This is a genomic window from Escherichia sp. E1V33 (assembly GCF_004211955.1).
Classification (GTDB): Bacteria; Pseudomonadota; Gammaproteobacteria; order Enterobacterales; family Enterobacteriaceae; genus Escherichia.
The window spans coordinates 16,110-31,460 of the sequence record NZ_RHJI01000007.1 but is presented as its reverse complement, the minus strand read 5'-3'; the positions used below and the strand labels follow the sequence as shown (position 1 = coordinate 31,460).

Below are 15,351 nucleotides of genomic sequence, written 5' to 3'. Positions count from 1 at the left end.
GAATAGGAATTGCCGGCAGAATGATTCTGCCGACAGAATGCCAATTAAAGCAGGCTTATTTTAAGCCTGCTTTTTCGATTGTTGATGTTTTCTATAACAAGACTCAGAAGAGTTATTTGCGGCGATTCGCAGAATAAGGACGTCATCAGTCAGACCGTCCTGCTCACCGTCTGAGTCAAGAGCATGGAAAGAGTCACGCCCATCAGGGTTATCCAGCACATAAACGATTTCAGGTTCCTGGTAAGTCAGTTCGCGCTGGTTGTTATCCAGTTCAGTGAATGACTCTTCTCCAGTTTCGTCGCTGACCACGCCATATGTGCCGACATCAGGTCGGTATAAGAGCGCCTGGAACGCGTCTGGGCTGGATTCAATAATTAACATCCAGTCAGCACGGATCTGGTCGTTAAAGGCTTTATGCCCGTTATAGCGTGTTTTTAGCTGTGGAGTTGGTTCTCTGCCTGCCAGGGAAGATGGCAGAATGGCTATATCAGGTTCTCCAGTGTCCGGAGTAAAACTACCGCCGCTACCAGGGAAATTATCATGGCGATCAGCTTCGGCGGTGGATTGCTCTTCCAGAATGCTGAATGAATCCGATCCGGTATTGCCATGTTCCGGCGCGCCTCCTGCATCCTCTTCAATCGGCGCTGGCGTTTCTCTCTGCGTGCTGTCATGTTCTGACTCCTTACTTACCAGGTTTGCATCGTCAGCAAACCATTCGTCAAAACGGCCCATAAGCATCCTCAAAGGTCGATCTGTCAGGTATCGAAAGGAAGATTTTCGGGAGATTGTGATTTCGGATGAAGGAGGGGGAATTGTTGCAAATGCAAATGCACTTGCGCACAGTGCATTTGTGCGCTATAGTTATGGCATTCAGTAATCATCACGGAGGATCAAATGACTAATGACCAAAAAAATTAACATAAAGGATTTCAGGGATGCGTGGCTTGATGATTTTTTTGAATTTTCAACACCACACAAAAAGATACCTTCTGATATTCATATTACATTGTTGCGGAAGCTGGATATTATCAATGCCGCAACTACCTGGAAGGACTTGAGATCACCACCAGGTAATCGGTATGAGGAATTGTCAGGGAAGCTAAACGGCTATTCATCAATAAGGGTGAATAAGCAATATAGGTTAATTTTTAAGTGGGTTAACGGAAAGGCCGAGGACTTGTATCTCGACCCTCACAAATACTAAAACAAATACCCGGCGGATGGACCGGGTATTGACCAGAGTCCACTTAATACGCACGCTAGTAAGGGCAAAAAATGAAACAGGCAACCAGAAAACCGACGACTGTAGGTGATATCCTGCTGTACGAATACCTGGAGCCGTTAGAGCTGAAGATCAACGAGTTAGCAGAAATACTACATGTTCATCGTAACACCGTAAGTGCTCTTGTTAATAATAATCGTAAGCTAACGATGGATATGGCATATCGCCTGGCAAAAGCATTCGATACTTCTGTAGATTTTTGGATTAATCTTCAGACCGCAGTAGACCTGTGGGAAGTTGAAAATGACATGCGCGTTCAGGAAGAGTTAAGCCGTATCACTACTGCTGAAGAATTTATTTCTCAGCGGAATCTGAATAAAAAAGCAGCCTGATATTGTAAAAAACACACAAAAAGCCCACTAAAAAAGTGGGCTTTTCTTTGGAAATAATGAACATTAAACCTATCCGTACAGAACAGGATTATGAGGCCGCACTGCGTGCGGTCGAACCGATGTTCGATAACAAACCGGAAATGAACACCCCTGAAGGTGATTTCTTTGATGTCATGTGTCTTCTCATTGAAGAGTACGAGAAAAAACATTATCCAATTGAGTCTCCATCACCTATTGATGGTCATTAAGTTCCGTATGGAACAGCAAGGGCTGACCGTGAAAGACCTGGAACCGGCAATTGGTAAGCCAAACCGTGTTTACGAAGTGCTTAATGGTACTCGAAATTTGACGTTACCTATGATTCGTCGTTTACATTCCCAGTTTGGCATTCCACTGGAAAGTCTGGTTGGTGTTTGAGTTTGGCGGTCTGGAGGACCGCTTTTTTATAAAATGGGTATTAGAAAGGTAGATGTTTTGCTATTTCATGAATGGATAATCATGTTTCCAGCGAAAAAAAACGTAAAGTCTGTATTTTTTCTTAGGCAATGTTACAAAAATTCATTTAATCTCTTGCATTCACTACAGGAGATTATCTATGCATATATATTTAACCAATCTGATTCAATCTGACGCTGTCAACTTACGTCTGGCCGTTCCATTTCATTATCACGAAGGGGAACCTGGATTCATGAAACAGTGGGAAGACGCAAGGGCTGCAATCAGAAATGCAACCGATAAAAGAATAGGTCTTATATCATTCAAAAAAGACCCTCTCGTACTTGAAATCGAAAAATTTAAGGCTTTTATATTTCAAGATACTGAACTTGATAAATATTACATTATTTCACCAGTTAAACTCGCTGGGTGTGGTGAACCTATAGTTAAGTGCTAATAGCCCACTATTTATATGATGGGCTATTAAATTATTTTTATGCCCGTCCTTTCTTTACATAAACCATAAACATTTTTTCAGCTTGCTCAGGTGACGTTCCTGCCATGACAAGCGCATCAATGAACGCCTGCTTCTTCAGTGCGAACTGATCGGCAAGGCGTTGCTGAAGCTCCTTGTTTTTCTGTTTCTCGCGTTGCAAGGCCGCTTCTTTTGCTGCCGCTCGTTTTTTCTGTGCGTCTGACAACTTTCTGGCCCTGGTCAGCTGGTCACGTAGCTTGTCAATCTTGCCGTTGTCCTTTGCCAGTTTTGTGCTTAAAGCGGCCTGGCGTTTCTGATAGAGCCTCCATTCGCGTTTGGCGGCTTCAACGTTCGTTTTACTGCTACGATTGCGATTAAACTCCTTCTCGTCTTCTTTTGAGAAGTGTTTGGTTGTACGGCGGCGATCGTCACCAAATGCAATTTGCGTTGCAGCCTTTTGTAGCGCACGAGCAATACTCATTTGCCAACTGGCGGACTGTAACCGCGTCATTGAGTGGATCACGTGTTTACAGGCGACGCCTTGCAGCTTCGGGTTGCGAACTTTTGGATAGGCGTATTCTTTTGGCGGTGCCAGGGCAAAGTTACCCGCAGTGGCGATGTAACGATACCAGTATTGATGACGACCACAGTCACAATCGAAAGATACCCGCCCAGCACACAGTGATTTAGTGACTTTCAGGGCTGATTTATCGTCTTCTGCGATGTCATCGACCATCTGATCCCATTCTTCAAAGCGTATCCGGACGATATGATGCTGGTGGACAGATATATCTGATGCTTCTACGCGGATATTAATTACGTTGTGGCGAAGAGATACGGGCGTAGCTCTTTTGATACCGGAACCGTCGTCTACGGCGTTATTTGCACGCTTAATATCGATAGCCTGGCTGGACGCCACCAGCTGGGCGTATGTAATGCCAGCCGTCTTGCTGTCATATTTTTCGCGCGTTTTACTCCGTAGCTTTTCGAAACCTTTCAGATCGTCGCGAGTAAAGAACGTGCCGCCTTTCTTCTTCCCTAACTTGAGAATATCTTCGGCGGATTTGTTCCTCAGTCTGCCAGGTGTAAGCGTTCGGTGAGCTTGTCGGCGCTTACGAGTTTGTTCTTTCCTGATAAGGTCGAATATACGCGTGAAGTCCTTAGAGGACAGGCCGTCAGTGATATAGCGCCCGTCCTGGTTTTTCAGGAAATCAGGCATTTTTTATCTCCGGTTCAGCGCCAGCATAATCACGGATCTTGTTTCTCAGCCATGCCACATCAGGGAGAGTTAACGTGGTCCCGGCGGGCATTTCTTCCATTTCTGATTCATGCCCCACCAGCACTCTGAATACCCAGCGTAAATCTGCGTTCCCATACGCCCGGTAGGCAGCCAGGTCTGAACGATAGACTTCATCAAGTTTTATCGTGTACTGGAAGTTATCCGGGTGATATTCCGATACCCGTTTAATCATCTCCTGGTGGAACAGTGCGCGCAGAATATCGTCTTCAATGTATCGATCGTCGAGTCTGCTATAGCCCATAACAAAGATCCTCAGTCATAACCTGGGGAAACTGTATGCAGGGTGTGAAATGCGAGAAACAGACAGGCCACCAGCTCAGGGAGATGTGATTCATAAATCCCCTCACTGGTGACAAGTGACTTTCATTAATCTTTATGCGGGGCCAGCTTCATTACTTACTGGCAGTAGATTAAAAATTAAACGGAGCGAATGACATGGATGTTATTTTCGAAATACTAATGCTAATTGATCTGTTTATGAACGCTTCATTGACCACGCAAATACTGGCGTCAATATTTTTGTTACTCTTCTACCTGGTATTGAGGGAGTTAACAAAGCTACTGATGTGATCAAAGTATCACGGTATCTTCATCAACTTCTTTCCCAGCCAGTGACTTTGGCTGGGAGGTGCCTGCTTTAACCTTTTCATGCCCAATAATGGACAGGAACGAAGCGAGGATGCCTGTTTTGTGCTCTTTCTCGACTGTACCTGTCATCTGTTCCACATAATCTGCGCTGGCAACGTTGTGGTATACGGTCGCGTAGCAACACAGGATCATAAGAATATGTTCCGGCCTGATGTCCTGCCAGTTCACCCGGTAGACTTCTTCTCCGTTACCGTTGTATTCGGTATCAACGATGGAGTCGGGGATTTCGAAAGCACCTTTGTAATTTTGCGGCAGGGATAATAGCTTCTGGAGTTTTAGCTCTCTGTATCTTTCCATCCCTACGATAATCGCAGCTCTGCCGTCGGCATGACGTGTCTTGAGTGTTACCTGGCTTGCTCCGGTGCCAGCGGAGATCGTTGGCGTAATTTCGTCTACCAGCACCTTAAATTTGCTTTTCCGCAGGGCTGCTATAGCTGGAGGAATTTTTTGCTTTTGTTCCAATGCTGACGCGGGAAGGGGTTTTACTTCGTTAATCACGAGAGCACCGTCTTTCAGTATTGCAGTGAGCATTTGCGGTTTGCTGGTGGTCAGGCTGAATATTGCTATCTTTTCCATTGTCCTTCCTCCACGGATGACGGATACAAAAAAAGGCCGCGCATGGCGGCCTGCTTTGGCGTTATGACTCCCTACCGCGCTTCGGCTGAAAGTTAATCGTCAAAAGAACCTTCAACGGGAGCCGTTAGCGCGATGGATTATGTGCAGTTTGTGATTTCAAGAATAGTGTCAATAGTCATTTGCTATTTTTTTGTAAACGGGGTGGTGCTTATCAAAAAAACAGAGTGGTTAGTTATTATTGGGGTCTGAAGCCCAACCGTACAAAAACGTACGGTTGGGCTTCAGGCCCCTATACCGACGCTAATGAACTCTGACCGAATCAGTGATGGTTAGATTTATCGAAATATTTGGCGCAACAAATTCCGATTTTGGTTTGATAAAAAACACCGTAACGCGCCATTTTTAAGTGGAAATGTTTCAGCCTTTAGTCGTTTTATTTCCATGCCGATATAACATTTACCGCAGTCGCTTCATCATAAGCCAAGCTGCTAAATAGTAAACATAATTGCATGTTTTATTGGAATTATATTGTAACAATCCACTCCGTCTAACTTACAGGAACGATATACTATGTCACAGGTTATTAATACTAATGCTCTCAGCCTTGTAGCACAGAACAACCTCAATAAGTCCCAGACAACACTGGGTACAGCTATTCAGCGCCTGTCTTCTGGTCTGCGCATTAATAGCGCAAAAGACGATGCTGCTGGCCAGGCTATCAGCAACCGTTTCACCGCCAGCATTTCTGGTCTGACTCAGGCTTCCCGCAATGCTAATGACGGTATCTCCATCGCTCAAACCACTGAAGGTGCGCTGAACGAAGTGAACGATAACCTGCAGAATATCCGCCGTCTGACTGTTCAGGCGCAGAATGGAACTAACTCAGCTTCTGACCGTGAATCCATTCAGGATGAAATTAACGCCCGTCTGTCGGAAATCAACCGCATCTCCGATCAGACTGAATTTAACGGTGTTAAAGTTCTCAGTCAGGATCAATCTTTGTCTATCCAGGTGGGGTCTAACGATAAAGAAACAATCGGTATCGATTTGAATAAAATGGATGCTGACACCCTCGGCATGACAGATTTTACCGTGTCAGAAAATATCGCAGGGTTGCCAATTACCACAGTGATTCCCGATGGTATGTTTTATAGCGCCGAGATAACTTATACGGTAGCTGATCTGGACAATCAAGGTGATCAAAACATTCATGCGCAGGATCTCGTACAAGACAAGGCAACGGGCGATCTTTATGCGAAATGCGACGATGGGAATTACTATTCCGCTCAAGTCATAGAGAACAGCGTGGTTAGTTTTAAGACTGATACCCCAGTGACAGTGGATCCCAAAAATGTGAGTTCAGTGGTTGGTCAGAAATATAGCGGTGATGTCACCATTAGTGCTAATTCAGTGGCAACTCTGGGGGGAAAGACATTGAAAACTGACGACCAGGGAAATTTTTATGTGGACGATGGTAAAGGCCACGTCACCAAGGCTGACTACACACAGAAAAAAGTAACAAGTAAAAATGGTACTGTAAGTATTGAAGGCGAATTCACCGACACCGGTGTTGCGGTTAAGGGCGCTAATACCGTTACGCCTGATCCGCTGAAAACCATCGATGCTGCACTGTCTCAGGTCGATAAACTACGCTCTGGTCTCGGTGCCGTGCAAAACCGTTTCGATTCTGTGATTAGCAATCTGAACAACACCGTTAATAACCTGTCTGAGTCTCGTTCACGCATTCTGGACGCTGACTTTGCCTCTGAAGTGTCTGAAATGAGTCGAGCTAACATCCTGCAGTCTGCGGGAACGTCTGTTCTGGCACAGGCTAACCAGGTTCCGCAAAACATTCTGCAACTTCTGCGGTAGTTGTCTGCCCAGGCATATTGCCGGCATGGAAGGTAGTGACATATACGCCGGGCGAGTTTTCTTTAAACGCCGAGATACTGGCTGGCACCTGCGTTGGTGCGGTTGCCGGAGAGAGGCTGGTTTTCTTTTGCAGCCTGGCTTTCTTTTGTGGCTTCTGTTGTTTTGAGTTGGCTTCCGTGATTTGAGCACTGAGGTTAGCTGCCTGACCTGTGATTTTCTCACCACTGGCGGTGGTCAGCGTCACGCTAATCGGTGTGCTGCTTACTCCGTCTGCTGGTAGCGTCATTTTAGCGGCGCTGGCGGTGGTGACTGCGTGTTGAATATTAAAACTGTCAACCTGCCAGTGGATGTGATCAAGCGGATATTTGCTCTTCACCTGCACATTTACCGGCAGGGTCATAGATTCAGTGCCGGAAATTTTATCCTGCATGGTCAGCCAGATAACCTGTTGCTTACGGTACTCCAGCACAATGTCGTTGTTTCTGTTTACCAGCTCGTAACGGCTACCCATCAGCGTTCTGCTGGCGCCGACGGCGTCTGGATCGAGATGACTCGCCAGGGATTCGCCCATCTTCCAGTTGAGATTGAGGTTCACCTGGGTGTCGTTCTGATCACCTTTACCCATTTTTTGGTTCAGGCCCACGGTCATCAGCGGGAATGGCGTGTAGTTGACGCCCAGCGTCATGGCCCACGGGTTGCTCAGGCGCTTATCACTGCTGTTCTGCGAGAGCGCCACTTCCTCACCAAAGTATTGTTCCCACGCCAGTTCTGCACCTAACTGTGGATAAACGGGTAAATAACCCTCGGCGCGAATGTCATAGCCATTGGCAACACGTTCCTGATAATCGGCATAGCGTTTTGAATTTTTCCAGCCGGAAAGTCGGCGGTAACCGTTTGCGCTAAGGCGGAAGAAATCGCTGCCCAGCTCTGTCCCGACGCCCAGACGCTGATGCTTATTACCGGAGAGCTGCTGGTCGTAAAAAGTGTTGACGCCCCACATCCAGTGGTCAGCAAAGTAACGATAACCAATACCGATATTGACGATATCGCGGTCATCATTGCGGCGGGCACCAACTTGCGTAAACAGGAGATCCTGCTTCTTGTTGTCGTAGAGAGGCACCAGAAGATCTACGCTGGCATTATTAAGTGCCATTTTGCGGTCCAGCGTTGCATTAACTTTGGCAGTTCCGAACTGCTGCAACCATTGCTGCACTTCACTGGTGGCAATCGACGAGGTGCTGCCGATGGCAGAGGAGATCAATGCATCTGTTCTATTGCTCTGTTTTAATAATTCGGCAGTGCTGGTAAGAACTGAGGCGATTTTTTTATCGTCTTCATCATCCTGTGCTGTTGTTTTCGCATCGTGCTTTCCTTTTGCTTCTTGTCCGGACTTATTCTCTGGCGAATTCGTTACTGCCTGAGCAGGGAACGTAAAGACAAAGGAGTTCATAAAAATAACCATGAGCTGCAAAAATATTTGCAGGCAGGCTGTGAGTCTCTGTTTCATAATAACATCAGTCTGTTGTTTGAAATTTGTTAATAGACGGCGGACAATATTTATTTATCCGGACTAATCTTCCTTAAGGTGCTTTATTATTCTGTTCATTTTGTCTGAGACAGACACACGAAACAGTGTGTAACTAAATTCATTCAAGTGCTGTTGTAATAAATTTGGTTTTTGCTCACCCCTCCAGCTACATGTTACTGATAATAAAAACTAACGAATGTTAATGATTTTCTGTTGATAATGGAGTGTTAGGATGATTATGTGTTAGTGCGTTTTTTTTCAATAAGAACATGTCGTTGCGCGCGTCTATTGTTATAATTCCTGGTAGAGGGGGCGTTAACAAGAGAATATAGGTCTGTCTGCTATGTGAAATTACAGCATAAAATTCCGTTATTGATATGTTAGCTGGTGAGGATACTGTTATGATTTATCTCTGATTTATGTTTATATTTAGTGATATCAATGGGTTGATTGGTTGTTGTATTTTCATTTTGTGACATTTCATACTGATTTTTGTTGTCTGGTTTCTTTTTTGTCTAGGGTGTTTATCTTAATTTTTTTTTGGTGATGACAATTGTTGGGCTTAAAATGATAAATAAGCGCAATTTTTTGTGTGATTTGATTTATTGTTGTAATGAAATGTATGGCATTATAACGATATGGCTATGCTATTTATCTGCTTTAATACTCTGTAATGCCGAACTTAAAGGATTTGATATCTTCAGGTTTGAACACCGTTAAAGGACGTAATTGGCTAACTGAAACGTTGATTAAGGTGGCAGTGAAAATATCAGAATCCAATTAGGTTAAATATATTCATTAATGGCAGCATTTCCACCATTTATTATGACTAATTGCTGTTGCGGTATAACTGAACAATTTATCGGTGCACAAATGTCAGTCAGAAGACATACACCAGGTTATAAGGATGAGAGCGATGTTGAAAAGTGTATTACTTACCGGGGCAGGTTTACTTGCATTAATGCCATTGGCATATGCTGACCAGAGTGTCAACTTTTCTCCTGAGAGTGTGTCAGTTGGAACTTCTCTTTCGGTGTTAAACGGGGAGTCTCGCGAATTTATTTATGATGAAGGTGTGAAGTCGAGCCAGCTTAACTGGAAAATAAACAATGCGCCGGTTATTAAAGCTGGAATTACCTGGGACCCATTATCATGGTTGTCGCTGAATGCTAATGGGTGGACGACGTTGGCATCTCGCGGTTCTGGTATGGATGATTATGACTGGTCTTATCCTTCGCAAAGCCACTGGAGCGACAGGTCAAGCAGTCCTGACACGCATCTGAATTTCGCTAACCAGCTTGATCTGAACGTAACCGGCTGGTTGCTGAATGAAGATAATTTGCATCTCGGCGCAGTGGTTGGGTATCAGGAAACCCGTTTCAGTTGGCTGGCTGAGGGGGGGCATTATACCTATGATAATGGTGCGAATGTGGGCGATTTCCCGCGCGGTGAGCGCACCATTGGTTACCAGCAGAGATACCGGGTGCCTTACTTAGGGCTGACGGGGAAATATGTTTACCAGGATTTTGATATCACTGCACAGTTTAAATTCAGTCCGTGGGTAGAAGCTCGCGACCACGATGAGCATTACATGCGTGACCTGAGTTTTAACGAAACTGCCAGTAATTCAAACTATTACTCAGGAACTATCAACGCGGGATATAATATTACTTCCCAGGCTCGTGTCTTCACTGAATTGAGCTGGACGCGTTTCTCTGAAGGCAGGGGGGACTCAACTGTGCATGATAAAGTCACAGGTGACTCTGAACATTACAATGATGCTGCAGGTATTCAAAACTATAACTACGCCATTGGCGCAGGGATTGAGTACCGCTTCTGATGGTTAAATGCGTCTTCGGGGGGCAGTAAACGCCCCCGAATTTAAATAAAAATTACGTAGTTACAACATCCTGATAATTTACCCATCCGTTGCAGCAGCCGTCTTGCCAACATTAAGTACCTTTAGTCAGTAACTCTCTGGTGAAAAATTCAGTTATCCGGTATGTATAGCAATTGCTACACAGCAATAATCTGCTATGCTGTATAGCAAATGCTATACGGAGTGTTACCATGAAATCAGATGTCCAACTCAACCTTCGCGCCAGAGAATCCCAGCGGGCGCTGATAGATACGGCAGCAGAAATTCTGCATAAGTCGCGCACGGATTTTATCCTCGAAATGGCTTGCCAGGCCGCAGAGAATGTCATTCTTGAACGCAGAGTATTTAATCTGAACGAGGAGCAGTATGCCGAGTTTATCGATATGATCGATGCGCCGGTAGAATCTAACCCAGCATTAGAAAAACTTCTGGCAAGGAAACCACAGTGGGATTTGTAACTCAGCCTGAACCTTTATCGAGTTCTCATCAACTTGCGGAATTTGTTAGTGGTGAGGCTGTTCTGGATGAATGGTTAAAACACAGGGGATTAAAGAATCAGGCGCTTGGGGCTGCGCGGACGTTTGTTATCTGCAAGCAAGAGACAAAACGTGTAGTTGGTTATTACTCACTTGCAACCGGTAGTGTGAATCATGTCGAAGCAACGGGAAATATTCGCCGTAATATGCCTGACCCCATACCGGTGATTATCCTGGCTCGTCTGGCGGTCGATCTTTCGTTCCACGGTAAAGGACTGGGCGCCGATCTGCTTCATGATGCGGTGTTGCGCTGCTACAGAGTAGCTGAAAATATCGGCGTTCGCGCCATTATGGTTCATGCGCTTACCGACACTGCCCGACGCTTTTACCTGCACCATGGTTTTAAAGCATCACAAACGCAGGAGAGAACGTTGTTTCTCAGACTGCCGTAATAATGGGGGGCAAGGGAGATTGAAATGTGCATACTGAAGCCCTCCAGATACGATATTTAACATAATCTTTGTTATATGTACTTTAAAATCAATAAGTTACTTTTTTATGCGATTCATTGTACGCACTTAGGCATGGCTTGCGATAAATGTCACTCGGCCCCAGTCGGTTAACAGAACAGCAATATAGAACATTAAGCGCGATAGGTCAGTTATAGACGCGGACGGCGCTGTTGAGTGTCTGCTGTGAAGCAGACATTTAATTAAATAAATGACGGGATAACGATATTGCTCGTTCTCCACGGTTTACGGATTTTAAGCAAAGCTTTTTGTAAGTTATCAATTGTCACAGATCCAAGAGCAATCCTACAACGCTTATAGCGTTTATGCCTTGGGGTATACCCTAACTGTGCGACCATCGCTTACCACAAGCGAAAATTTCAATTTCATCTGGCGTGAGCCAACAACAATGAATAGCGGGTCCTTTGGGTTTCGATCACCGGTAGTTACGGTTAATCATCTTCTGCTGTACCAAGGGATGAAAAGGCTCAGGGTTCCTCCCCAGAATACGCCATCAATAAGTCCTGTTACACCGCCAAACAACATACAAAAACTTGCGGATGACCGTAATCCCGGTTGCAGATAAATGGCTGAAATAAGTATGAACTTCATGCAAAAAGTAATCACAATCAGCCCCAGGGTCAGCGGCGTCCCAGCCCTGATAATCATGCCCGGATTATCTGAATCTCTCAGCGGTGGCTGTAAGCGCCACAACCTGTATCCAAGAGCCGTGCCTGCGAGCAGTCCTGCTGCCATCATTGAAAGGCTTGCGCCAGCAAGTGCTGTCTCAGTGATAACACCATATGCCCCCCAGACAAGAAAAAGCACTGGGAGAAAAAACAACCGCCTGATTGTCATCTCCCGGACATAAAGAGCAGCAAAGCCGCGTCGCAGTAAAAAAGCCAGCAGGATCCATATCCAGACAGGTGTATCTCTTAAAAAGATTGCAATATTCATAAGTTGTCCCAGTTACGAAAGTTAATCTTTTTCAGTACAGGTGAATCGGCACACCATTACTTTTCAGTGGTATTGTTATTCGATATTTTATTTCCTGACCGAAGAATTTTCTGCAACCTGCGTTGTTGCCATAAGGCGATTTTCCCTCGCATGATAAACACGCGTATTCCCCTGAGTATGACAAGTCCTCCCCATATAACAGCTACCACAACGGACCAGTAACTTTCCGGGGTAAACAGAGAGTTAATTATCATTAATGCTGTGCATACCAGAACAGCAGTAACCAGAATCCGATAAAACCGGGTTTCCTGTGCTACCTGAATTTTGGCTTCGCTGATGCGTTCATCAAGAGCCTGGCTGGCAACGTAAGTCTCTTCCGAGAGATCAGAAACATTTATATCAAAGGCTGAAGCAATCGCACTGAGTGTTTCCAGACTCGGCTTCTGGCCTTTTTCAGTTCGCTGCACAGTCCTTACAGAAAGAGAGGCGACTTCAGCCAGTTGTTCCTGCGACCATGCCTTTCTCAGACGATATGTTTTCACCTTTTCAGCGACAGTCATCATTGTTCCCGTTCTCTGCAATGTCTGTGACAATAATACTTGCACATCAGTCCGGCACCGTATACGACACCACCATGACAGCAAGGCGACACGCCAGTGTCATAAGGTCGGACCCCGGCACATTCAGTTGGGTCTGGGGTTGGGTGACAGCCGCAGCTTCCCGTTCTTTCCGTCGACTTCCAGCATCAGCGGAACGTCTGAATTTATGCTGAATATAGAGAAACTGAAGTAAAAGAGGAGCAGGGTTACCCCTTACTGGTGATGCCGCAGTAATGATGATTATCTCGTCTTATCCGGATTCCGGTCACAAGGTTATGCTCCGTTTTTGTGGATAACCAGCTGTCCGTCAGCATGGATCAACATATCATTCACCCGGCATAGTGGATTACCTACATACGGCTCGCGAGTCCTGCGACCAGTGTCTGTCATGATGGTGGACGCAGGGCTACCTGCGGCAAACTCCGATTCAGCCATGAAGCACACTATACCGGGTGCGCACTTTCACTGGATCCACTACACAGGGTACAGCTTTCACTTCAGTATCATCGCGTTATCAGAGCCGATCATCATTCACGATACACTGTACCAGGTAAAGTTTCCTAACCGTGCCATCACGCTATCAGGTATGGTGGCAATGACGTGATCCACTATATCGGGTACTGATCACATTCTTGGCTAAAATACACACAAAACACACAGAAAAGTCAGAAGAAAATGGACTGCATCGGGGTAATGGGGCTGACGCCACCCGGTGTAGTGGAGATGCACTATACCTGTATGGTCGTTTTTATCCGCGATCGCGGCTATCGCAGTGTTTATCCCGTAAAGCGGATAAAATGCGTTTGCAGATTGACTTTATCCTCACTAAAGGATAAAACTGAAAATATCCCCTAAAGCGGATAAACTTCTTGTGGACGTATGGCATGATAAGCTTTCCGATGATCTATAGCCCAACGCAATTAGCAAATGCAATGAAACTGGTTCGTCAGCAAAATGGCTGGACGCAGAGCGAGCTGGCGAAAAAAATCGGTATAAAACAGGCGACCATTTCCAATTTCGAAAACAACCCTGACAACACCACGCTAACAACATTTTTTAAGATATTACTGTCGCTTAAGCTATCAATGACGCTATGCGACACGAAAAATGCCTCGCCAGAATCAACTGATCAGCAAGATCTGGAGTGGTAATGCCTAAACTTGTCACGTGGATGAACAACCAGCGGGTAGGCGAGTTGACGAAGCTGGCCAACGGTGCCCATACCTTTAAGTATGCGCCGGAGTGGTTAGCCAACCGTTATGCCAGGCCATTGTCGCTTTCGCTGCCATTGCAGAGGGGGAATATCACCTCTGATGCCGTATTTAACTTCTTCGATAACCTGTTACCCGATAGCCCGATTTTACGCGACCGGATCGTTAAACGTTATCATGCTAAATCCAGACAACCGTTTGATTTATTGTCAGAAATAGGGCGAGACAGCGTTGGCGCCGTGACGTTATTACCAGAAGACGAAACCGTAACGCGCCCGATAATGGCATGGGAAAAGCTTACTGAAGCCAGACTTGAAGAAGTATTAACGGCTTATAAAGCAGATATCCCGCTAGACATGATTAGGAGGAAGATGACTTTCGCATCTCGGTTGCTGGCGCGCAGGAGAAGACCGCGCTGCTCAGAATGGGCAATGACTGGTGCATTCCGAAAGGAATAACGCCGACGACGCATATCATTAAATTGCCGATTGGTGAAATCAGGCAGCCCAACGCGACGCTCGATCTCAGTCAGAGTGTTGATAATGAGTATTACTGTCTGCTGCTGGCAAAAGAATTCGGGTTGAATGTTCCCGACGCAGAAATCATTAAAGCGGGAAAGGTGCGCGCGTTAGCGGTCGAACGCTTTGACAGACGCTGGAATACTGAACGAACGGTTTTACTTCGCTTGCCGCAGGAGGATATGTGTCAGACATTCGGTTTACCTTCATCGGTGAAATATGAATCTGACGGAGGCCCAGGCATCGCGCGGATCATGGCGTTTTTAATGGGGTCCAGCGAGGCGCTTCGCGATCGTTATGATTTTATGAAATTCCAGGTATTCCAGTGGTTGATTGGCGCGACGGACGGCCATGCGAAAAATTTCTCTGTGTTTATCTAGGCCGGCGGTAGTTATCGACTCACGCCATTTTACGACATCATTTCAGCATTTCCGGTATTGGGTGGCCCGGGAATACATATCAGCGATCTCAAACTGGCAATGGGGCTTAATGCATCCAAAGGCAGAAAACGGTAATCAATAAAATTTATCCGCGACATTTTTTGGCGACAGCAAAGGCACTGAAATTCCCGGAAGTGCAGATGCATGAAATCCTGAGTGACTTTGCCAGAATGATTCCCGCAGCACTGGATAACGTGAAGACTTCATTATCGGCAGATTTTCCGGAGAACGTGTTGACGGCAATTGAAACCAATGTGTTGAGGTTGCACGGTCGGTTAAGCCGAGAATATGGAAATGAGGGTATGAATTGATTA

At 45.7% G+C, this 15,351-nt stretch carries 16 protein-coding genes and 2 pseudogenes; 10 read left to right on the top strand and 8 right to left on the bottom strand.

The genetic code is table 11. The features are described 5' to 3' along the window. Positions 1-60: 60 nt before the first annotated feature. Positions 61-732 carry a phage tail protein gene (locus tag D9742_RS06595; RefSeq protein ID WP_240779370.1) on the bottom strand — a complete coding sequence of 224 codons (672 nt, stop codon included), beginning with the start codon at positions 730-732 and terminating at the stop codon, positions 61-63. A gap of 169 nt (positions 733-901) precedes the next feature. Between D9742_RS06595 and D9742_RS06590 the strand changes: the two genes are divergently transcribed. The 4 genes and pseudogenes from D9742_RS06590 to D9742_RS06575 all read left to right on the top strand — a co-directional run bounded on the left by D9742_RS06590 (position 902) and on the right by D9742_RS06575 (position 2,506). After that, positions 902-1,204: a type II toxin-antitoxin system RelE/ParE family toxin gene (locus D9742_RS06590; protein WP_130236373.1), complete on the top strand. Its 303-nt coding sequence runs from the start codon at positions 902-904 to the stop codon at positions 1,202-1,204. Positions 1,205-1,275: 71 nt separating this feature from the next. Next, positions 1,276-1,614 carry a HigA family addiction module antitoxin gene (locus D9742_RS06585; RefSeq protein ID WP_000806446.1) on the top strand — a complete coding sequence of 113 codons (339 nt, stop codon included), beginning with the start codon at positions 1,276-1,278 and terminating at the stop codon, positions 1,612-1,614. Positions 1,615-1,670: 56 nt separating this feature from the next. Then, positions 1,671-2,031, top strand: a pseudogene (locus D9742_RS06580) (helix-turn-helix domain-containing protein). A 178-nt stretch (positions 2,032-2,209) separates the two neighbouring features. Beyond that, positions 2,210-2,506, top strand: coding sequence for a hypothetical protein (locus D9742_RS06575; protein ID WP_130236372.1), 297 nt, complete (start codon positions 2,210-2,212; stop codon positions 2,504-2,506). A 37-nt stretch (positions 2,507-2,543) separates the two neighbouring features. Here D9742_RS06575 and D9742_RS06570 read toward each other — a convergent pair whose 3' ends face one another. From D9742_RS06570 to D9742_RS06560, 3 genes are all read right to left on the bottom strand, one after another. Further along, positions 2,544-3,743, bottom strand: a complete 1,200-nt coding sequence (locus D9742_RS06570; protein ID WP_130236371.1) for a phage tail protein — start codon at positions 3,741-3,743, stop codon at positions 2,544-2,546. Further along, a complete protein-coding gene (locus D9742_RS06565; protein ID WP_130236370.1) occupies positions 3,736-4,065 on the bottom strand; it encodes a baseplate protein in 330 nt (109 codons plus the stop codon). The genes D9742_RS06570 and D9742_RS06565 overlap by 8 nt, the downstream gene beginning before the upstream one ends. Positions 4,066-4,394: 329 nt before the next feature. Further along, the gene (locus tag D9742_RS06560) at positions 4,395-5,048 is read right to left on the bottom strand and encodes a maturation control protein (RefSeq protein WP_130236369.1); all 654 of its coding nucleotides are present in this window, start codon (positions 5,046-5,048) and stop codon (positions 4,395-4,397) included. A 570-nt stretch (positions 5,049-5,618) separates the two neighbouring features. Here D9742_RS06560 and D9742_RS06555 point away from each other — a divergent pair. Next, complete coding sequence (locus D9742_RS06555; protein ID WP_130236368.1) at positions 5,619-6,920, top strand: FliC/FljB family flagellin; 1,302 nt, start codon at positions 5,619-5,621, stop codon at positions 6,918-6,920. Here D9742_RS06555 and D9742_RS06550 read toward each other — a convergent pair. Next, positions 6,880-8,370, bottom strand: a complete 1,491-nt coding sequence (locus D9742_RS06550) for an inverse autotransporter beta domain-containing protein (RefSeq protein WP_165382766.1) — start codon at positions 8,368-8,370, stop codon at positions 6,880-6,882. The genes D9742_RS06555 and D9742_RS06550 overlap by 41 nt on opposite strands. 994 nt (positions 8,371-9,364) lie before the next feature. On the opposite strand from D9742_RS06550, the gene D9742_RS06545 reads away from it, so the two are divergent. The 3 genes from D9742_RS06545 to D9742_RS06535 all read left to right on the top strand — a co-directional run bounded on the left by D9742_RS06545 (position 9,365) and on the right by D9742_RS06535 (position 11,255). Continuing rightward, on the top strand, positions 9,365-10,288 hold the full coding sequence (locus D9742_RS06545) for an omptin family outer membrane protease (protein ID WP_130236366.1): 924 nt from the start codon (positions 9,365-9,367) through the stop codon (positions 10,286-10,288). A 230-nt stretch (positions 10,289-10,518) separates the two neighbouring features. Next, positions 10,519-10,785, top strand: coding sequence for a DUF1778 domain-containing protein (locus tag D9742_RS06540; RefSeq protein ID WP_130209503.1), 267 nt, complete (start codon positions 10,519-10,521; stop codon positions 10,783-10,785). Beyond that, complete coding sequence (locus D9742_RS06535; protein WP_130209501.1) at positions 10,773-11,255, top strand: GNAT family N-acetyltransferase; 483 nt, start codon at positions 10,773-10,775, stop codon at positions 11,253-11,255. Before D9742_RS06540 ends, D9742_RS06535 begins: the two co-directional genes overlap by 13 nt. Before the next feature lie 513 nt (positions 11,256-11,768). On the opposite strand, the gene D9742_RS06530 is transcribed toward D9742_RS06535, so the two are convergent. From D9742_RS06530 to D9742_RS23130, 3 genes are all read right to left on the bottom strand, one after another. Then, positions 11,769-12,269 (bottom strand): DUF6622 family protein, encoded by a 501-nt coding sequence (locus D9742_RS06530; protein ID WP_130236365.1) that lies wholly within the window; start codon positions 12,267-12,269, stop codon positions 11,769-11,771. A gap of 56 nt (positions 12,270-12,325) precedes the next feature. After that, the gene (locus D9742_RS06525; protein WP_130209643.1) at positions 12,326-12,829 is read right to left on the bottom strand and encodes a helix-turn-helix domain-containing protein; all 504 of its coding nucleotides are present in this window, start codon (positions 12,827-12,829) and stop codon (positions 12,326-12,328) included. 312 nt (positions 12,830-13,141) lie between these two features. Then, on the bottom strand, positions 13,142-13,303 hold the full coding sequence (locus tag D9742_RS23130) for a hypothetical protein (RefSeq protein WP_165382765.1): 162 nt from the start codon (positions 13,301-13,303) through the stop codon (positions 13,142-13,144). Between the two features lie 449 nt (positions 13,304-13,752). On the opposite strand from D9742_RS23130, the gene hipB reads away from it, so the two are divergent. Further along, entirely contained in the window at positions 13,753-14,019 is a 267-nt protein-coding gene (gene hipB, locus D9742_RS06520) for a type II toxin-antitoxin system antitoxin HipB (RefSeq protein WP_130209497.1), read from the top strand. After that, positions 14,019-15,348, top strand: a pseudogene (gene hipA, locus D9742_RS06515) (type II toxin-antitoxin system serine/threonine protein kinase toxin HipA). Before hipB ends, hipA begins: the two are co-directional and overlap by 1 nt. Positions 15,349-15,351: the final 3 nt, after the last annotated feature.

Bases quoted from the DNA above. Each gene is read 5' to 3' on its own strand.
- D9742_RS06595 (WP_240779370.1), bottom strand. From the start codon at position 732: ATGGGCCGTTTTGACGAATGGTTTGCTGACGATGCAAACCTGGTAAGT.
- D9742_RS06590 (WP_130236373.1), top strand. From the start codon at position 902: ATGACCAAAAAAATTAACATAAAGGATTTCAGGGATGCGTGGCTTGAT.
- D9742_RS06585 (WP_000806446.1), top strand. From the start codon at position 1,276: ATGAAACAGGCAACCAGAAAACCGACGACTGTAGGTGATATCCTGCTG.
- D9742_RS06575 (WP_130236372.1), top strand. From the start codon at position 2,210: ATGCATATATATTTAACCAATCTGATTCAATCTGACGCTGTCAACTTA.
- D9742_RS06570 (WP_130236371.1), bottom strand. From the start codon at position 3,743: ATGCCTGATTTCCTGAAAAACCAGGACGGGCGCTATATCACTGACGGC.
- D9742_RS06565 (WP_130236370.1), bottom strand. From the start codon at position 4,065: ATGGGCTATAGCAGACTCGACGATCGATACATTGAAGACGATATTCTG.
- D9742_RS06560 (WP_130236369.1), bottom strand. From the start codon at position 5,048: ATGGAAAAGATAGCAATATTCAGCCTGACCACCAGCAAACCGCAAATG.
- D9742_RS06555 (WP_130236368.1), top strand. From the start codon at position 5,619: ATGTCACAGGTTATTAATACTAATGCTCTCAGCCTTGTAGCACAGAAC.
- D9742_RS06550 (WP_165382766.1), bottom strand. From the start codon at position 8,370: ATGAACTCCTTTGTCTTTACGTTCCCTGCTCAGGCAGTAACGAATTCG.
- D9742_RS06545 (WP_130236366.1), top strand. From the start codon at position 9,365: ATGTTGAAAAGTGTATTACTTACCGGGGCAGGTTTACTTGCATTAATG.
- D9742_RS06540 (WP_130209503.1), top strand. From the start codon at position 10,519: ATGAAATCAGATGTCCAACTCAACCTTCGCGCCAGAGAATCCCAGCGG.
- D9742_RS06530 (WP_130236365.1), bottom strand. From the start codon at position 12,269: ATGAATATTGCAATCTTTTTAAGAGATACACCTGTCTGGATATGGATC.
- D9742_RS06525 (WP_130209643.1), bottom strand. From the start codon at position 12,829: ATGACTGTCGCTGAAAAGGTGAAAACATATCGTCTGAGAAAGGCATGG.
- D9742_RS23130 (WP_165382765.1), bottom strand. From the start codon at position 13,303: ATGGCTGAATCGGAGTTTGCCGCAGGTAGCCCTGCGTCCACCATCATG.
- hipB (WP_130209497.1), top strand. From the start codon at position 13,753: ATGATAAGCTTTCCGATGATCTATAGCCCAACGCAATTAGCAAATGCA.